At 62.4% G+C, this 16,319-nt stretch carries 13 protein-coding genes; 8 read left to right on the top strand and 5 right to left on the bottom strand.

Annotated elements, in window-relative coordinates:
* Positions 1 to 860 (bottom strand): ArdC family protein (locus tag D2V17_RS16840; protein ID WP_119594119.1); only part of this gene is annotated, 860 nt, incomplete at its 3' end.
* Between the two features lie 194 nt (positions 861 to 1,054).
* On the opposite strand from D2V17_RS16840, the gene D2V17_RS16830 reads away from it, so the two are divergent.
* The 8 genes from D2V17_RS16830 (at position 1,055) to D2V17_RS16795 (ending at position 10,367) form a co-directional block, all read left to right on the top strand.
* A complete protein-coding gene (locus D2V17_RS16830; RefSeq protein WP_119594115.1) occupies positions 1,055 to 1,408 on the top strand; it encodes a hypothetical protein in 354 nt (117 codons plus the stop codon).
* A gap of 62 nt (positions 1,409 to 1,470) precedes the next feature.
* Positions 1,471 to 2,694, top strand: a complete 1,224-nt coding sequence (locus D2V17_RS16825; RefSeq protein WP_119594114.1) for a TolC family protein — start codon at positions 1,471 to 1,473, stop codon at positions 2,692 to 2,694.
* 2 nt (positions 2,695 to 2,696) lie between these two features.
* The gene (locus tag D2V17_RS16820) at positions 2,697 to 3,938 is read left to right on the top strand and encodes an efflux RND transporter periplasmic adaptor subunit (protein ID WP_119594112.1); all 1,242 of its coding nucleotides are present in this window, start codon (positions 2,697 to 2,699) and stop codon (positions 3,936 to 3,938) included.
* Positions 3,939 to 3,951: 13 nt separating this feature from the next.
* Entirely contained in the window at positions 3,952 to 7,113 is a 3,162-nt protein-coding gene (locus D2V17_RS16815; protein ID WP_119594110.1) for an efflux RND transporter permease subunit, read from the top strand.
* 104 nt (positions 7,114 to 7,217) lie between these two features.
* Complete coding sequence (locus D2V17_RS16810; RefSeq protein WP_225082084.1) at positions 7,218 to 7,901, top strand: HupE/UreJ family protein; 684 nt, start codon at positions 7,218 to 7,220, stop codon at positions 7,899 to 7,901.
* A 25-nt stretch (positions 7,902 to 7,926) separates the two neighbouring features.
* The gene (locus tag D2V17_RS16805; RefSeq protein WP_119594106.1) at positions 7,927 to 8,529 is read left to right on the top strand and encodes a transmembrane anchor protein; all 603 of its coding nucleotides are present in this window, start codon (positions 7,927 to 7,929) and stop codon (positions 8,527 to 8,529) included.
* 30 nt (positions 8,530 to 8,559) lie between these two features.
* Entirely contained in the window at positions 8,560 to 9,894 is a 1,335-nt protein-coding gene (locus D2V17_RS16800; RefSeq protein ID WP_119594104.1) for an MFS transporter, read from the top strand.
* Between the two features lie 236 nt (positions 9,895 to 10,130).
* On the top strand, positions 10,131 to 10,367 hold the full coding sequence (locus D2V17_RS16795; protein WP_119594102.1) for a hypothetical protein: 237 nt from the start codon (positions 10,131 to 10,133) through the stop codon (positions 10,365 to 10,367).
* Positions 10,368 to 10,516: 149 nt separating this feature from the next.
* Here D2V17_RS16795 and D2V17_RS16790 read toward each other — a convergent pair whose 3' ends face one another.
* The 4 genes from D2V17_RS16790 to D2V17_RS16775 all read right to left on the bottom strand — a co-directional run.
* Positions 10,517 to 12,508 (bottom strand): ParB/RepB/Spo0J family partition protein, encoded by a 1,992-nt coding sequence (locus D2V17_RS16790; protein WP_119594100.1) that lies wholly within the window; start codon positions 12,506 to 12,508, stop codon positions 10,517 to 10,519.
* A 380-nt stretch (positions 12,509 to 12,888) separates the two neighbouring features.
* A complete protein-coding gene (locus D2V17_RS16785) occupies positions 12,889 to 13,245 on the bottom strand; it encodes a type II toxin-antitoxin system RelE/ParE family toxin (protein ID WP_245978775.1) in 357 nt (118 codons plus the stop codon).
* Between the two features lie 3 nt (positions 13,246 to 13,248).
* Complete coding sequence (locus D2V17_RS16780; protein WP_119594096.1) at positions 13,249 to 13,518, bottom strand: type II toxin-antitoxin system Phd/YefM family antitoxin; 270 nt, start codon at positions 13,516 to 13,518, stop codon at positions 13,249 to 13,251.
* Between the two features lie 59 nt (positions 13,519 to 13,577).
* Positions 13,578 to 16,319 (bottom strand): strawberry notch family protein (locus D2V17_RS16775; RefSeq protein ID WP_191229249.1); only part of this gene is annotated, 2,742 nt, incomplete at its 5' end.

Raw genomic sequence — 16,319 nt, 5'->3', positions numbered from 1 at the left:
AGGCTGGCCGCTTCCTCGGCCTTGGCCGCAGCGGTCAGGATCGCGCGCTCGTCCGATTTGAGGATCTTGAGCCAGGACGCGATGTAGCTGGCGTGATGGTCGAGGTGGGTGACCGGAAGACCGAGTTCTGCCCCAAGTATGGCTGAGGACAGCTCGGCGATGAGTTCCTCGGCAGCATAGGCATCGCTGCCAAAGCGGTTCTTGAGATCGCGATCGAGTCGCGAGCAATGCCCCGTCCAGTGCGACAGCTCGTGCGCGAGCGTCGCATAGTAGGAGTCGTAGGCTTCGAAAAGTTCGGCTGGCGGCAGGGTAACGCGGTCACGCAGCGGCTCGTAATAGGCCTGCGCGCCATGGTGGCGAAGGTCGGCGCCAATATGGGCAAAGAAGGCATCAAGGCGGTCTTCGCGTCCTTCGGGCTCAAGTGCGGCAACCAGCGGCTTGGGATGGTAGAATGCAGGGAGGCCGTCGCACTGGTCAGCGTTGAACACGGCATAGGCCTTCAGCACGCGCCGGTTTTCAATGTCGGCCTCGCCTTCAGCGTTCTCGACCTCCTTGGTGTAGCTCTTGTAGAAAATCGCGATGGTCGATTTCTCACCCTTGCGGACCTGTCCGCCAAGTTTCTGGCACTGACGATAGGTCATCCAGTAAGGCGAGGCGTAGCCGCAGCCATCGGCCACCATCCACAACCAGAATGTGTTCATGCCGCGATAGGGTGTCCCGCAGCTCCGCAAGGGCCGCGAGACCGGCACACCGCGCCACGGCTTAACCCAGGGCTTTGTCCCTTGCTCGAGTTTCTCGATGATGGCGGCGGTGATGCGCTGGGCTGGCGAATCTGAAACAGCGCGGCGGGACTTGGTCATGGGAGGTCTCCTGATCGCCGGGACGGAGATGCCCCGGCTCAGGAAGAGCAAAGCTCCCTCTCCTCTCTCCTTGCTGCGTGCTACCTTGCACGCGCCGGATCTTCCGTCGGACACGGGATCGTACGGCAAGCAATCGCTCAAAAACCGGTCCCTGCGGCTTGCCCATTTGCTTGCGATCAGCTAACCGCCCGCCGATGCGCCAGCTCCATTTCCTGTTTTTGTTGGCATTGCTCCTGGTCTCGCATGGCGGGCTTCCGGGATCGATTCCGCATCTGGAAGCGGCGCATGCACATGAGGCGGCAAGCGCGCATCATGCGCATGAGCACAATTCCGCCGATGTCATCGAGGTCGAGACAGACGCCGATTCGCTCGCGTCCGAAGACATCGTGCCTCACCCTGCTTCGCATTCGCACAGCTCGATTGCGATGCCGGACCAGACCGAGTTCGCGGGCAACGCCCCTGCGCCTCGAACACTTCTGCGGCCGGGCGAGACACCGCCTCTCATCGGCTTTTCGCCAGCTCCGTTAACACAGCCCCCATCAGCCTGATTTTCTGAATCCGGCCCGCATTCCGGGCCAATTTCCATTCAGACAATCAGGAGCAGTCTATCATGCACGTGTCCACGCGTGCCGCCCTTCTGGCGGCCACGTTGGTGTGGGCGACCTCGGCATCCGCCCAGACGTACACACTCGAGGAGGCCGTTCGAACTGCGGTCGCCAATTCACCGCAGGGCGAGGCGACCGCAGCGCGCCTCGACGGCCTCAACGCAGCGCGAAGCGCTGCCGATACCAACCCCGCGCCCACGATCGATGGGACCGTCGAGAACATCGGCACCCCGGGCTTTTCCCAATGGCAGATCGACGGGACTTACAACCAGCGACTGGAGCGCGGCGGCAAACGCGCGGCGCGCGTGCGCCTCGCGCAAGGTGATATCGCCGTTGCCGGGGCCGAGGCGCTCGTGCGGCGTCTCGATCTCGCGAGCGAAGTCCAGGCGTTGTACGTCGAAGCGCAAGCCGCCGCCTTGTCGCTCGAACTTGCCAGGAGCAGGGTCGAGATCGCCGAGACCCTCGCCAATGAGGTGCAGCGCAGGGTCGATGAGGCGCGCGACCCTTTGTTCGCGGGAACGCGGGCCCGCACACAACTGGCCGAAGCCCGGGTGGATCTTGGGCTGGCGGAACACGCCTTCGAAGCCGCTCTGGCGCGCCTGGCGCTCCTTACCGGCGGAGATCCACGCAGCATCGGAGTCGTGACCTCGGGCTTCCTCGAAGCCGAAGAGATTGCCATCACCACTGCCGACCTTACGCCAGTCGATCTTGCCGTCTTCCAGGCCCGGCGCGAGAGGGCGGACGCGAACTATCGCCTCCAGGAAGCCAATTCGCGCACCGATCCAACTGTCTTCGCGGGACCCAGGTTGTTCGGCAATGGCGACGTCGCCGTCATTGCGGGCTTCTCGCTGCCTTTGCCCAACCGCGCGCTCAATCGGGCCAACATCGACCGCGCCGCGGCCGAGCAGCGGCAGGTAGAGGCGGACCTCGCGGTCGAACGGTTCCAGCGTCGCCGGCAGATCGCTCTGGCTGCCGAACGCGTCGAAGAGGCGCGCCACGAGGCCGAGGCGATCCAGGAGCAGGTGGTGCCCGGTGCCGAACAGACCCTTCGGGAGGTCCGTGCCGGCTACAATCGCGGAGGGTTCACCTTTCTCGATGTCTCCGTTGCCCAGACCGCATTGCACGAGGCCAGAGTCCGCTTCGTCGATGCTCTCGCCGAATATCATCAGGCCAAGGTCGACTACGACCGACTGACTGGCCGCTTCATCGAACTTGTTGGGGGTTATTGATCATGCGCAAGACGCACTTATTCCTTGCTGCGTGCTTTGCAGCGACACTCACCGCCTGCGGCCAGTCGGCAGATACGCCGGAAACTTCCGAAGAACAGGCAGCCGCAGAGGGCGAGTACGAGCGCGGTCCACACAACGGTCGCATGCTTCGTGACGGCGACTTCGCGATCGAGGTTACCGTCTTTGAAGACGGTGTTCCGCCCGAATACCGTCTATACGCCTACCGCGACAACGAGCCCGTCGATCCCGAAACGGTCCGTGCCCGGGTCATGATCACGCGTCTGGACGGCGAAAAGACCACGTTCGAATTCGAACCGGAACAGGATTACCTGCGGGGCCAGGGCGTTCTCGTCGAACCGCACAGTTTCGACGTCGTGGTAGTGGCAATCGAAGGCGACAACAGCCATCGATGGGCGTTCGAATCTTACGAGGGCCGGGTTACCATCTCGGACGAGGCGGCACGTCCGGCCGGCATCCGGACCGAGACGGTCGGACCGCAACAGGTCGGTGAAACCGTGGAAATCATCGGACGGGTGGAGCTCGATCCCTCCGGCAGCGCCGAAGTGGGGGCCAAATTCCCGGGCACCGTCATGTCGCTGCATGCCAATCTCGGCGATCGTGTAGCGCGGGGGGCGTTGCTGGCGCGGGTAGAAAGCAGTTCATCGTTGCAGACCTATCCGATCTACGCGCCGATTTCCGGAGTGATCACGCAGCGCAATACCAACATTGGCGACATCGCGGACAGCGATCCGATGTTCGTCATCTCCGATCCGTCTCGCACGGTTGCGACCTTCCCGATCTTCCCACGCGACATCGAGCGGGTTCGTCCCGGACAATCCGTGCTCATCCGGGGCCTCGAAGGCCAGCGTGCGCAGGGCTCCCGCATCCGGGACTTCCTGCCTTTGGCGGAAGTCAGCAGCCAGGCGGTGACCGCACGTGCGCCGCTCCCCAATCGCGATGGCTTCTGGCGACCGGGAATGGCGGTCAGGGGGCTGGTCTCGGTCGACCAGCGACGGGTGCCTCTCGCCGTCAGGACGGACGCCATCCAGCAATTCCGCGATTTTCGCGTCGTCTTCGCCAAGATCGGCGAGACCTACGAGGTGCGGATGCTCGAGCTTGGTCAGGAAGGTCCCGAGTGGACCGAAGTGCTGAGCGGGATCGATGCAGGCACCGTCTACGCATCCGAGAACAGCTACGTGATCAAGGCCGACATCGAGAAGTCGGGCGCGAGCCACGATCACTGAGGAGCGCGATTTCATGTTGGAAAGAATTGTCGAGCTGTCGATCAGACAGCGTTTCGCAGTGCTGGCAGCGGTGTTCATTTTCGCCGCCGTGGGCATTTACAGTTTCGGCCGGCTCAAGATCGATGCCGTGCCGGACATCACCAATGTGCAGGTGCAGATCAACACTTCGGCGCCGGGCTTTTCTCCGCTCGAAGCCGAGCAGCGCATTACCTATCCGGTCGAAACCGCCATCGCGGGGTTGCCGGGGCTGTCCTATACGCGCTCGGTTTCGCGCTACGGTCTGAGCCAGGTTACCGTCGTTTTCGAGGACGGCACCGACATCTACTTCGCCAGGCAACTCGTCAACGAGCGCCTGCAGGCGGTACGTTCGAACCTGCCGGAGACGGTCGAACCCGAGCTCGGGCCTATCGCCACGGGCCTGGGCGAGATCTTCATGTACACGGTCGAAGCCGAGCAGGGCGCGGTCAAACCCGATGGCTCGCGCTATACCGCGCAGGATCTGCGGACGTTGCATGACTGGGTCGTTCGGCCCCAGCTTCGCACGGTTCCAGGGGTCACCGAGGTCAACTCGATCGGCGGCTACCGCAAGGAGTATGTCGTAGCGCCGCTTCCCGAACGTCTTGCCGGCTTCGGTCTGACGGTCGAGGACGTGATCGAGGCGCTCGAAAACAACAATGCCAATGTCGGTGCTGGCTACGTCGAGAGGTCGGGTTCGCAATATCTTATCCGCGTACCCGGACAGGCCGAGGACGAACGCGATCTGTCCGGGATTATCGTCGATTACCGCGATGGCATTCCCATTCGTATCGCTGATGTGGCGGATGTCGAGATCGAATCCGAGATCCGCAATGGCGCCGCGACCAAGGATGGCCGCGAAGTCGTGCTCGGCACGATCTACATGCTCGTTGGCGAGAATGCCCGCGATGTCAGTGTCGCGGTGGCCGAAAGGCTGGAAGAGGTAAACCGCTCGCTGCCCGGCGGCGTTGTCGCCAATACGGTCTACGATCGCTCCGAACTGGTCGAAGCAACGGTCTCCACAGTCGAGAAGAACCTCGCCGAAGGGGCGCTGTTGGTCATCGTTGTCCTGTTCGTCCTGCTCGGCAACTTCAGGGCTGCACTCATTACCGCTGCCGTGATCCCGCTCTCTTTCCTCCTGATGATCACGGGGATGGTCGAGAACAACGTGTCGGGCAATCTGATGAGCCTGGGGGCATTGGACTTCGGCCTGATCGTGGATGGTGCGGTCATCATTGTCGAAAACTGCCTCCGTCGGTTCGGCGAGGCGCAGCATTCGCTCGGAAGACTGCTGAATCGCGAGGAACGCTTCAAGCTGGCGGCCCGCGCATCTGCCGAGGTGATCAAGCCGAGCCTTTTCGGCATTCTGATCATCACGATCGTCTACGTGCCGATCTTCGCTCTCGAAGGCGTGGAGGGCAAGACGTTCCACCCGATGGCGATCACGGTCGTCATGGCGCTCACCGCCGCCATGGTGCTCTCCCTCACCTTCGTTCCGGCCGCGGTCGCGACATTCGTGACGGGCAAGGTCGAGGAGAAGGAGACGCGCGTCATGCGCGCCGCCAAATCGGGTTATCGTCCGATGCTCGATTTCGCCTTGCGTTCGCGCAAAGCTGTCCTTGCCGGAGCCGTGGCTCTGGTGGTCCTGAGTGGATGGGGTGCAAGCCGGATGGGATCGGAATTCATTCCCAATCTGGATGAAGGCGATATCGCGCTCCACGCCCTGAGAATTCCGGGTACCAGCCTCAGCCAGGCGGTCGCCATGCAGACTGCCCTGGAAGACAAAATTCGCACCTTCCCCGAGGTGGACCAGGTGTTCGCGAAGATCGGTACCGCCGATGTGGCCACTGACCCAGTGCCGCCATCGGTCGCCGACACCTTCGTGATCATGAAGCCGAGAGAGGATTGGCCGGATCCCCGCAAACCGAAGGAGCAACTCGTCGCCGAGATGAACGAGGCCGTCCAGCAGGTGCCGGGTTCGCGCTACGAGTTCCTTCAACCGATCCAGATGCGTTTCAACGAACTCATCGCGGGCGTGCGTTCAGACGTCGCGATCAAGATCTTCGGGGACGATCTCGACCAGCTCGCTTCCGTTGCAGCCGAGGTCGAGGGCGTTGTCTCTTCGATCGAGGGATCGCAGGACGCGCAGACCGAACAGGTGACCGGCTTGCCGTTCATTCAGGTCATCCCTGATCGCATCCGCCTGACCCAGCTCGGGTTGAACGTGGACGATGTTCAGACGGTGGTGTCGACGGCAATCGGCGGGACCGAGGCCGGCCAGATCTTCGAGGGTGATCGACGCTTCGATATCGTTGTCCGGCTGCCCGAAGAGATGCGCGAGGATCGCCAGGTGCTCGAGCGTCTTCCTATCGCACTGCCAGGTGGAGGGTCTGTCCCGCTGTCGGAGGTTGCGACGATCGAGAACGTTCAGGGGCCGAACCAGATCAGCCGCGAGGACGGCAAGCGGCGTGCGGTGGTCACCAGCAATGTGCGCGGACGGGACCTGGGTTCCTTCATATCCGAGGCGCAAGAGAGGATCGCCACGGAGATCGAGCTGCCCGAGGGCTACTGGGTCGACTATGGCGGCACATTCGAGCAACTCGAATCCGCGAGTGCGCGGCTTCAGATCGTCGTTCCGCTCGCCTTGCTGCTGATCTTCGGCCTGCTGGTGGCGCTGTTTCGCTCGGTGAAGGACGCGCTGGTCGTGTTTTCCGGGGTGCCATTGGCGCTTACCGGAGGGGTGGCCGCGCTCATGCTGCGCGGCATCCCCTTCTCGATCTCGGCGGGGGTCGGCTTCATCGCCCTGTCGGGGATCGCCGTGCTGAACGGCGTCGTCATGCTGACGTTCATCCGGCAGCTGATGGATGACGGCAAGCCGCTCGAGGACGCCATCAAGGAAGGAGCCATGGCTCGTCTGCGGCCCGTACTCATGACCGCACTCGTCGCAAGCCTCGGCTTCGTTCCGATGGCTCTGAATGTCGGGCTCGGTTCGGAGGTGCAGCGTCCGCTCGCGACGGTCGTCATCGGCGGGATCGTCTCGGCTACCGCGCTGACACTGCTGGTTCTGCCAGCACTCTACAGGGTGGTTCGCGGCGAACGCACGGAAGTCCCGGAGACAGGGACATCCGACGAAAACCCCAACCCTCAACTCGCAAGCTGAAGCCGGAGCAGTCGTCCGCAGGGTGCAATCCTGCGGGCGGCCGACATCCGGGACCGGAGAACGAAATGATATCGATAACGCAATCTCGATCCAATACAGCAGTCATGCGCATTCTCGCGCTCGCTACAGTTCTGCTAATCTTCCTCGCCTCGGGTGCCGAAGCGTGGGCGCACAATGTCGCCGAGGGGGACAAGGGCTACATCCAGGAGAGCAGCGGAACGCTGATCCTGCCCTTCATCTATCTCGGCGCAAAACACATGGTGACCGGATACGATCACCTGCTCTTTCTTTTCGGCGTCATCTTCTTTCTCTACCGGTTGAAGGACGTCGGAATCTACGTGACGCTGTTCGCGATCGGCCATTCGACCACGCTGCTGTTCGGTGTCCTGACCGGTATCACCGCCAACGCCTATCTCATCGATGCGATCATCGGTCTGTCGGTCGTCTACAAGGCGTTGGACAATCTCGGTGCCTTCCAGCGGTGGTTCGGATTCCAGCCAAGTACCAAGGCAGCAACCCTCATTTTCGGCTTCTTTCACGGCTTCGGCCTTGCCACGAAGATCATCGAATTCGAGATCGCCGAAGACGGCCTCATCCCAAATCTTCTCGCCTTCAATGTCGGTGTGGAAATCGGGCAATTGCTCGCCCTTGGCGCAATCCTGATCGTGATGGGCTTTTGGCGCAGGACCGAGAGCTTCATGCGTCACGCCTTCGCCGCCAACACTCTTCTCATGACCGCGGGCTTCATGCTCGTCGGCTACCAACTCGTCGGCTTCGCCGTAGCCTGATCACATTTTTCCAGGAGCAATAGACATGTTCAATTCACAGCGCCCGTCCACCAGCGACCTTCCCACCAACCGCCAGCTTGTCAAGGCGACCGCGTTCGCCTTGGTGACCGCGACCGTCCTCCTGGTCACCGTGGTTCTACCCGCGGAATACGCGATCGATCCGACCGGAGCGGGCCGTCTTCTTGGATATTCCGAGATGGGCGAGATCAAACAGCAACTTGCTGCGGAAGCAGCTGCCGACGAGCAGAACACAGCCATCGAGGAGGTTCGTACGCTCGCCGGTAACAGCGGCAGCGGCTCCGAAGCGGCAACGCGCCGCGATGTCACCGAATTGACGCTCGCGCCTGGTGAGGGTGCGGAAGTCAAGGCGGTCATGGCCGATGGGGCCAGTCTTCAATACGAATGGTCGGTGCAAGGTGGCCACGTCAATTTCGATACGCATGCCGATGCCCCGGGCATTTCTTACCACGGATACGACAAAGGCCGCGAATCCACGGGTGAGTCCGGCACACTCGTCGCCGCCTTCGATGGGAGCCATGGCTGGTTCTGGCGCAATCGTTCTGGCGCAACCGTAACCGTGACCCTCAAGACCGACGGCAGCTACTCCGAAATCAAGCGTGTAGTCTAGATCACTCTCTGCCCAAAGGAAGACATCGCCATGCTCTCCGTTCTGACCAATCGCACATATCGTCACCTGTTTTTTGCGCAGGTCATCGCGCTTGTCGGAACGGGGCTCTCGACGGTCGCTCTCGGCTTGCTGGCCTATGATCTCGCCGGTGCCGACGCCGGCGCGGTCTTGGGTACGGCACTTGCCATCAAGATGGTCGCCTATATCGGTATCGCTCCCCTTGCCGGGGCCTATGCCGACAAATTTCCCCGCAAACGCCTGCTTGTGGGAATGGACATCATCCGCGCCGGCGTTGCGCTACTGCTCCCATTCGTCGATGCGGTCTGGCAAATCTATCTGCTCATTTTCGTGCTGCAGTCGGCATCGGCCGTCTTCACGCCGACCTTCCAAGCAACCATTCCCGACATCCTGCCGGACGAAGAAGAGTACACGAAAGCTCTTTCCCTGTCCCGAATGGCCTACGATCTTGAAAGCCTGGTCAGTCCGGTCCTGGCTGCCGCGCTACTGGTGACCATAAGCTTCCACTGGCTGTTCGCGGGAACCGCCATCGGCTTCGTCGTCTCGGCGATGCTTGTGGTGAGCGCCGCTCTACCTCACAGGAAATCGCTGGCAAAGCGGGTGGAGGGTGTATGGCGCAAAACCACACGCGGCATGCGGGTCTATCTCAAGACACCCAGGCTTGTCGGCTTGCTGGCCGTCACCCTTGCTGCGGCGGCTGGCAGCGCGATGGTCATCGTCAACACGGTTGTCATCGTGAAAAACATGGGACGCAGCGAAGGCGACGTCGCGCTGGCTTTGGCGGCTTACGGAGCGGGCTCGATGCTGGCTGCGCTTGCTCTGCCCCGCATCCTGACCGGGGTGAAAGACCGTACGGTCATGATTTTCGGCGCGGCTCTCTTGGTCGCCACACTGGCAGCGATAGGGCTAGTGTTCGGACAGCTGGGCACCCAACCGCTCTGGCCGTTTCTGCTGGTCGGCTGGCTCGCGATGGGTATCGGGTATTCGCTTTGCGTCACGCCGAGCGGAAGATTACTCAAACGCTCGTCGGCGGATGAGGACCGCCCGGCGCTGTTCGCTGCCCAGTTCGCGCTGAGCCATGTGTGCTGGCTCGTCGCGTATCCCATGGCAGGTCAAATCGGCGCTCGCTTTGGCATGACGCCGACTTTTCTGGTGCTAGCGGCCTTGGGCATTCTGGGCGTCGGGCTTACCCTGTGGCTCTGGCCCCGCAAAGACCCCTCCATGCTTTACCATACGCATCCCGAACTGCCGTCTGATCATCCGCATTTGCAAGAGCATGGAAGCGACGGCCATCGGCACCATTTCGTTATTGACGACTTGCATGTGGGCTGGCCAGGCAAGGTTTGAAATGAACCCGGACGGACCGTCAGGAGGGCTCAGGCGGCCCGACTGGCCACCTGCTCAACCGCCGCATCCTCCGGCACAGTTTCGGCGTAAGCCTCGAAGGGATCTCGCTTTTGACGCCGGCAAAAGTGTCCGCAGCCTAAGCCTGCCTTAAGCTGGCGGGCTAGTTACCGTTGGTTGACGGTTCAAGTCGAGACAGGCGATGCGTCGACGATGGGACCGACTAAAGGAGAGAGCCAATGAGGTCCTACGTCATTCTGGCCGCTGGGGTGATTGCGACAATCGGCTCTCCCGTCAGCGAGACGCAAGCCGCTCCCCAAGAGATGGAGAGGCGTGTCGGAAGCAAAAACGGAGAATTCACGGTTCAACGCATCCTCGATATTCCCAGTCCGATCCGCTACGGTGACTGGTATTGGGATGAGGAGGGCGTGCCGGACGGTGAGCTAACGGTGACGGTCGATCTACAGGCATCGTAGCCGCAATTGGCACGGTAGTGGCAAAAACTTCAGGAGGGCAGCTCTCGGCCAGCGAGCGAGAGTGCTCAATTCATAACATGACGGGAAAAAGCGGCCCGTCCCGATAGGGACGGACCGCCCGCCGAGTGACCTAGACCTGTCAGGAGGGGTCAGGCAGCCTGCTCGGCAATCTCGTCGGTCACATCGCCGCTGACCGTTTCGCCGGCTTCATCTTCAATCGACGCATCTTCCTCGAGATCGGTGGGAACGTCAGTATCGGTGAACCGCATGATCGTCGGAACCCAGGCTTGTGCCCGCTCCTTGACCTCGGCATCGCCGATGAAGTTGCCCGAGAAGATGCGCTCGGCAGCGCTCGCCAGCTCGGCCTTCTTGGAGGCGGCATAGCGACTAACCAGTTCGGGACCGCCGGCGGCATCGAGCGCCTCAAGCGTGCGGGCCTTGGCCACGCGGTCGAAGTAGTTCGCCGCCGTGGGACGCCACCAATGCGCGGTTTCGATTTCGAGCAGCGAGCCGAGCGCCTCATGCAACAGTACAGAGCGTTCGCCCTCGCAGGCAAGGCTGGCAATAAGAGTGCGCGAGACGACATGACCAAGCCAGGCCGAGCGCGCCTCGTCGGATAGTGCCCGGAACCTCGCAAACCGCTCCACGTCGCTTGTCCCAGCACGCCAGCTTTCATCGAGCGACCCGGCAAACTCGGCCAAAGCAGCACTCGCGGGCGCATCCTTGGCCTCGAAGCCGGTAACCGGGCCGGAAGCAACCGAGCCGACCAGCGTCGACGCTTTCTTCGCACGCCAGTCATGCCCATCGGCATCGGCGAGCGTGAAGACCATGAAGTCGAGCGCCAGTGCCGGATCGTTGGCGAGATGGATCGCCAGGATGTCGCGGCGCTGCATTGCGAGCTCATCGAGCAGGCGCTGCGACAGCGAGCTTCCCTTGGGCTTCGCCGCACCGCTCTCTTCAATGGCCTCGACCACGCCTTCGTCAGGGATGACCTCGGTCTCGGTGTAGAACTGCGGGACCAGTGTCGGCTCGCCATTGCGAGAGAGGACGAGGAAGGCACCGGCCTCAGCTTTCAGTTCGTCGGGGAGCACCGGCGGACGATCATTAAGAGCGCGCATTGCGCGGTCGATCACCATGAGTTCCTGTTCGGCCTTGGCGACCTCGTCCTCGTCGCTGTCCTCGTCTTCGAGCACGGCGGCGACAAGGTCGTAGTCAGCCTCGAGCTCGCCGAGTTCCTTTACTTCCTGTTCGGTCATCGGCGCAGGCTCGCAGGGCAGACGGCTCATACCTTCAACAAGGTCATGGCTGACATAGGTGCCAAGCGTCGGGCGCACCCAGGCAAGGCCATATTCAAGCGCGGTCTTTTCTGCGGCTTCTTCCATGGCCTTGTGCGCGAGGTCCTCGAGCAGAGCGACATCGATCCAGCTCTCGCTGGCATCATCGTCGAACAGTTCGCGCTCGATCCGGCCGCCTGCGGCGAGGTAGGCGTCGCGACCGACGAGAACAGTGCGCGGGTCGGAACCGCGCACCGTGGCATCGAGCACCATGCGGCGGATCGTGTCGGGCGTGATCTGATACCAGGCGTCCTGCAGTTCGGCATAGACTTGCGCCTGGCGCTCGACATCGGAAATCGCACCGTAGGCCTTCGCCATGTCGAGCGTGATCGTGCCCTCGGCGAGCGCTTCGAAGACGCAGGGTGCCAGACTTGCCAGGCGCAGACGCGCTTCGACAAACCGAACGGTGAGGCCAAAGCGGCGCGCCACGTCTTCGGGTGTGGCCCCCGCCTCGATGATGGAAGCGAAGGCCTGGGCCTCATCGGCAGGGTTCATCGCGAGACGCTGGAAGTTCTCGGCAAGGCTGGCTTCACGCACTTCGCTTTCTTCGCCTTCGATGACGAGGCAGGTGACTTCGTGCGTGTCAGGCAAGGTGCCTTCTTCGGCCAGCGCCAGCAGCGCGGCGAGACGGCGACCGCCGGCCTCGACCTCGAACTTTCCGCGCTTTCCTTTGCGCACCACGAGGTTCTGCAGCAGGCCCCGCGCGGCGATGTCTGCCCGCAGCTGGAGGTCGGCTAGCGCATCGCTCGACTTGCGAACGTTGCGCGGGCTCGGAACAAGCTTATTCAAGGGGATCGACTGGATCATGGGTGTTCTCCTGATGGAATGAAGGCGCAGGTGAGGATCACGAGGCCCACAAGCCCAAAGGGCTCCCTCCACTCTCTTCGATGGCTGTGGCGACCATCTATACGACCGGGCTGGGGCGATCAGGGATCGGTTGAGTTCAGTCCATGAGAGCAGTTGTTTTCGATGCGCGAACCCATCGGCAGGCCCGTCATCACTGGGCACAGGCAGAATATTCGCCCGGATTTAAGGAAGGACGTGATCAGGCTCCGGCGCTACGCGACACGGGAGCTTATCGATTCATTCAGTCACACGGAGGGGAGGAGATAAGGGGGAAACTTGAGCGCATTCGGAGGCAGCGCTCGGGTTCATCCGGACCCTGACCTCTTCAGCGGAACCTATGCCTATCCGCTGCTGAGCAAGCGCTCTTCGAGAAGCGTCCGAAAATCCCGGCGCGCATCAGCAATTACGAACACGGTCACCTGACCGGGTGCTGGATCGGGCCGATACCCGTAGATGATGCGGAATGGAGAGCGCGACAATTGCCGAAAGTCGGTGATCCCGAGAGCCTCAAGTTCCGGTGGAATCGGTCCTTTCTGAGGATTGTTCACAAGGGATTCGATAGACGCGACAAGGTCATCCAGCAGTGCGTCCGCACCATCATCGCCATCCGGCCCGCGCTGCTTCAGGCGGCGCTGCCAGATACCCACAAGATCGCGCTCCGCACCGGAGGTGATCTCGATCGCTACGGCGACCGCCATCATTCAGTTTGACTTACCTCGTACGCGATCCGCAAGGCCTGCCACCGGGCGGGTCCGACCGGCGACAACATCGGCCTGTCCGAGCGCCAGAAGTTTTAGCAGAGCGAGCGTTTCCTGTGCGCGCTCGTAGCTGGCGACATCCTGCAGAACTGCCTTGGCTTCGCCATTCTGCGTGATGACCATTGGCCCGGCGCCATCTCCGATCTCCCGGATAATTTCGGCGCTGTGGGCCTTCAGATAGCTGATCGGTTTGATGCGCTGGTCCAGCTTCATAGAACACCTTCGGACTGAATTTGGTCTCTATATAGACCAGTTTAGGGCAAATGAGAAGTTCAAGGCTCGATTGCGATGCTTTGAAGGATCTCGCTTGCTCTCGAGACCGGGGCAAATAGCCGCGTGCGGTAGCGGATGATCTCGGTGAAGCAGCCCTTGTTCTTGTACCAGTCGAGGCGATCCGGCGAGAACCCGGTCAGTTCGAGGCGCTGTTCGCCGCCGACCAGCGAGCGCTTCACGGTGAGTGGATCGTGGCTTGCGAGGCCCAGCGGCTTGCCGTTTGCGAGGACGAGGTCGCCGATCTGCTCTGCCGATGGTCCGGTAACACCGGACAGGCCAAAGGTTTCGGCGATCGCAGCGAGATCGATATCGAGCACTCCGCGGCCGATGATCGACTGGCCGTCCTCGGCAACGAGCCGGGTGACGCGGACATGATCGCCGGGCAGGCGCTTCCAGACCGGCAGCAGCAGCCCGGTGGCGAGATGGACGCGCTCGGTCATCGGTGAAGCGGCGGCCTCCTCTTCCTCGGCCCGCCAGGCGCTGGTGAACGCGGTGACGCCAATTTCTTCCCAGTGGCTTTCACCGAGCGCCTCAAGCGTCCAGTTCGCGGACTTGAGCGGTCGAAGCAAGCGTCGGCGTTCGATCACGGCCCCGTCGTCAGCGATGAGGCGCCGGGCAGGAACCGAGAGCGCGACCTTGCCCGAGCGCGCATTGCGCATCGGGATCGCGTACTTGCTGCCGATCTCGTGCATCCGCACCAGTCGCTGCAATCGCAAAGGCCGAAGGTGCCTCGTCACTTCGAGCGAGACGAGGCGGGTCTCGGCACCGGTCACGGGATCGGTGCGCAGGAGTTCATCTGCCAGGACCGTGAAACGATCGACGCTGACGGTCTCAAGACCCTGGTCGAGCGTTCCGGCTTCGCGCGCGGCTTCGATCCGCGCCTCTACCAGTCCGAGATATTCGTCGAAGATTGCGTTCTGCAGCGCGATCGGCAGCGCAAGAATGCGATTGAGCCAGCGCTGGATCGTGGGGAGATTGTCGGTCAGCCCGCCATCGGGGTTTTCAAGCCGGAGGCCGGTACGTTCGACGAAGTTACCGAAGTTGGTGGCTTCGAGCTTGCCCTCATAGAGCAGCTGGAACCAGCGGCTGAGCGCATCGCGCGCATAGTCGCTTTCGAGATTGTCGGCCGGGTCGAACAGGTTTTGACCGCCCGTCTGGCGCTGGCCGCGCGTCAGCGCGCCCAAGGCATCGAGCCTTCGCGCAATGGTCGAGATGAAGCGGCGTTCGCCCTTCACGTCGGTGGTTACCGGCCGGAACAGCGGGGCCGAGGCCTGGTTGGTGCGGTTCGTGCGACCGAGACCCTGGATGGCGTTGTCGGCGCGCCATCCCGGTTCAAGCAGGAAGTGAACCCGGCGTTGCTGATTCCGACAGCCGAGGTCGGCATGATAGGAACGCCCCGTGCCGCCCGCATCCGAGAAGACGAGGATGCGCTTGGTCCCTTCCATGAAGCTTTGCGCTTCGGCGACATTTGCGCTCGGGCTTCGCCGTTCGAGCCGCTGCTGGCCGTCACGGCCCAGGATCAGCCTGCGGGTGCGGCCCGTCACCTCGGCCACCGCCTCGGTCCCGAAGCGCTCGATGATCGCGTCGAGCGCGGTAGCGATGGGCGGCAGTGCGCAGAGCTGTTCGATCAGCGCATCGCGCGCGGCAAGGGCACGCGAGCAGAAAACGGGATTGCCCTCTCCGTCGCTCATTGCCTCGGAGCGAAGATTGCCGTCCTCGTCGGCGAAGACCTGCATCAATCGTACCGGGAAGCCCTTCGTAAGGTAGTCGATGACGTATTCACGCGGTGAGAGATCGATATCGAGCGCTTCGCGTTCTTCCACGCTAAGGTCGGCAAGGCGCCGGTCGAGCATGGCCTCGGAAGTCGAGACCAGCTGCACGACAACCGAATGGTCTTCGCCAAGCGCCGCTTCCATCGCGGGGATCAGGTTGGGCAGTTTCATCGAAAGCAGAAGCTGGGCAAAGAAGCGCTGCTTGGTGCCTTCGAAGATCGACAGCGCCGCAGCCCTGGCGTTGCGATTGAGCGTATCGCCGCTGTCCTCGTCGACCACGCGGGTTGCTTCGAGCGCAGCTTCCAAGTTGCGGTGAATGATCGCCCAGGCATCGGCGTAGGCGTCATAGATTTTGACCTGCGCTTCGGTCAGGCTGTGTTCGAGGATCTCATACTCAACCCCGGCGAAGGACAACGCACGAGCAAGATAGAGGCCCTGGGCCTTGAGGTCGCGGGCGACGAGCTCCATCGCCGCGACGCCGCCAGCGCGGATCTCGGTCATGAACGCCTCGTGGGTCGGGAAAGCGGTCTCGGGTCCCCAGAGGCCAAGCCGGGAAGTATATCCCAGATTGGCGATATCCGAAGCGCCAGTGGCAGACGCGTAGAGCACCCGGGCGCGCGGGAGATGGTTCTGCAACCTGAGCCCCGCCATGCCCTGTTCGGAGCCCTTGACCTTGCCGCGGGTTGAAGAGCCCCCGAGCGCATTGGCCATCGCGTGGGCTTCGTCAAAGGCGATCACGCCGTCGAAATCCTCGCCCGCCCAGGCAAGGATCTGATCAAGCCGCGTATCCTCGGCGCGGCCCGAGCGCAGCGTCGGATAGGTGACAAAGAGGATGCCTTCGGACATCGTTACAGGGTGGCCGAGCTTCCAGCGCGAGAGCGGCTGGAGATCGAGCGGCAGCCCTCCAAGCGCTTCCCAGTCGCGGCGTGCATCTTCGAGCAGCGCCTCGTTCTTGGTGATCCAGACATG

Origin of the sequence: Aurantiacibacter xanthus (genome assembly GCF_003584015.1) — a bacterium.
GTDB lineage: Bacteria > Pseudomonadota > Alphaproteobacteria > Sphingomonadales > Sphingomonadaceae > Alteraurantiacibacter > Alteraurantiacibacter xanthus.
The sequence above is the reverse complement of the archived record's forward strand: the minus strand, read 5'-3'. Positions and strand labels throughout refer to the sequence as shown.

Coding starts and splice junctions, on each gene's coding strand:
- D2V17_RS16830 (WP_119594115.1), top strand. CDS start 1,055: ATGCGCCAGCTCCATTTCCTGTTTTTGTTGGCATTGCTCCTGGTCTCG.
- D2V17_RS16825 (WP_119594114.1), top strand. CDS start 1,471: ATGCACGTGTCCACGCGTGCCGCCCTTCTGGCGGCCACGTTGGTGTGG.
- D2V17_RS16820 (WP_119594112.1), top strand. CDS start 2,697: ATGCGCAAGACGCACTTATTCCTTGCTGCGTGCTTTGCAGCGACACTC.
- D2V17_RS16815 (WP_119594110.1), top strand. CDS start 3,952: ATGTTGGAAAGAATTGTCGAGCTGTCGATCAGACAGCGTTTCGCAGTG.
- D2V17_RS16810 (WP_225082084.1), top strand. CDS start 7,218: ATGCGCATTCTCGCGCTCGCTACAGTTCTGCTAATCTTCCTCGCCTCG.
- D2V17_RS16805 (WP_119594106.1), top strand. CDS start 7,927: ATGTTCAATTCACAGCGCCCGTCCACCAGCGACCTTCCCACCAACCGC.
- D2V17_RS16800 (WP_119594104.1), top strand. CDS start 8,560: ATGCTCTCCGTTCTGACCAATCGCACATATCGTCACCTGTTTTTTGCG.
- D2V17_RS16795 (WP_119594102.1), top strand. CDS start 10,131: ATGAGGTCCTACGTCATTCTGGCCGCTGGGGTGATTGCGACAATCGGC.
- D2V17_RS16790 (WP_119594100.1), bottom strand. CDS start 12,508: ATGATCCAGTCGATCCCCTTGAATAAGCTTGTTCCGAGCCCGCGCAAC.
- D2V17_RS16785 (WP_245978775.1), bottom strand. CDS start 13,245: ATGGCGGTCGCCGTAGCGATCGAGATCACCTCCGGTGCGGAGCGCGAT.
- D2V17_RS16780 (WP_119594096.1), bottom strand. CDS start 13,518: ATGAAGCTGGACCAGCGCATCAAACCGATCAGCTATCTGAAGGCCCAC.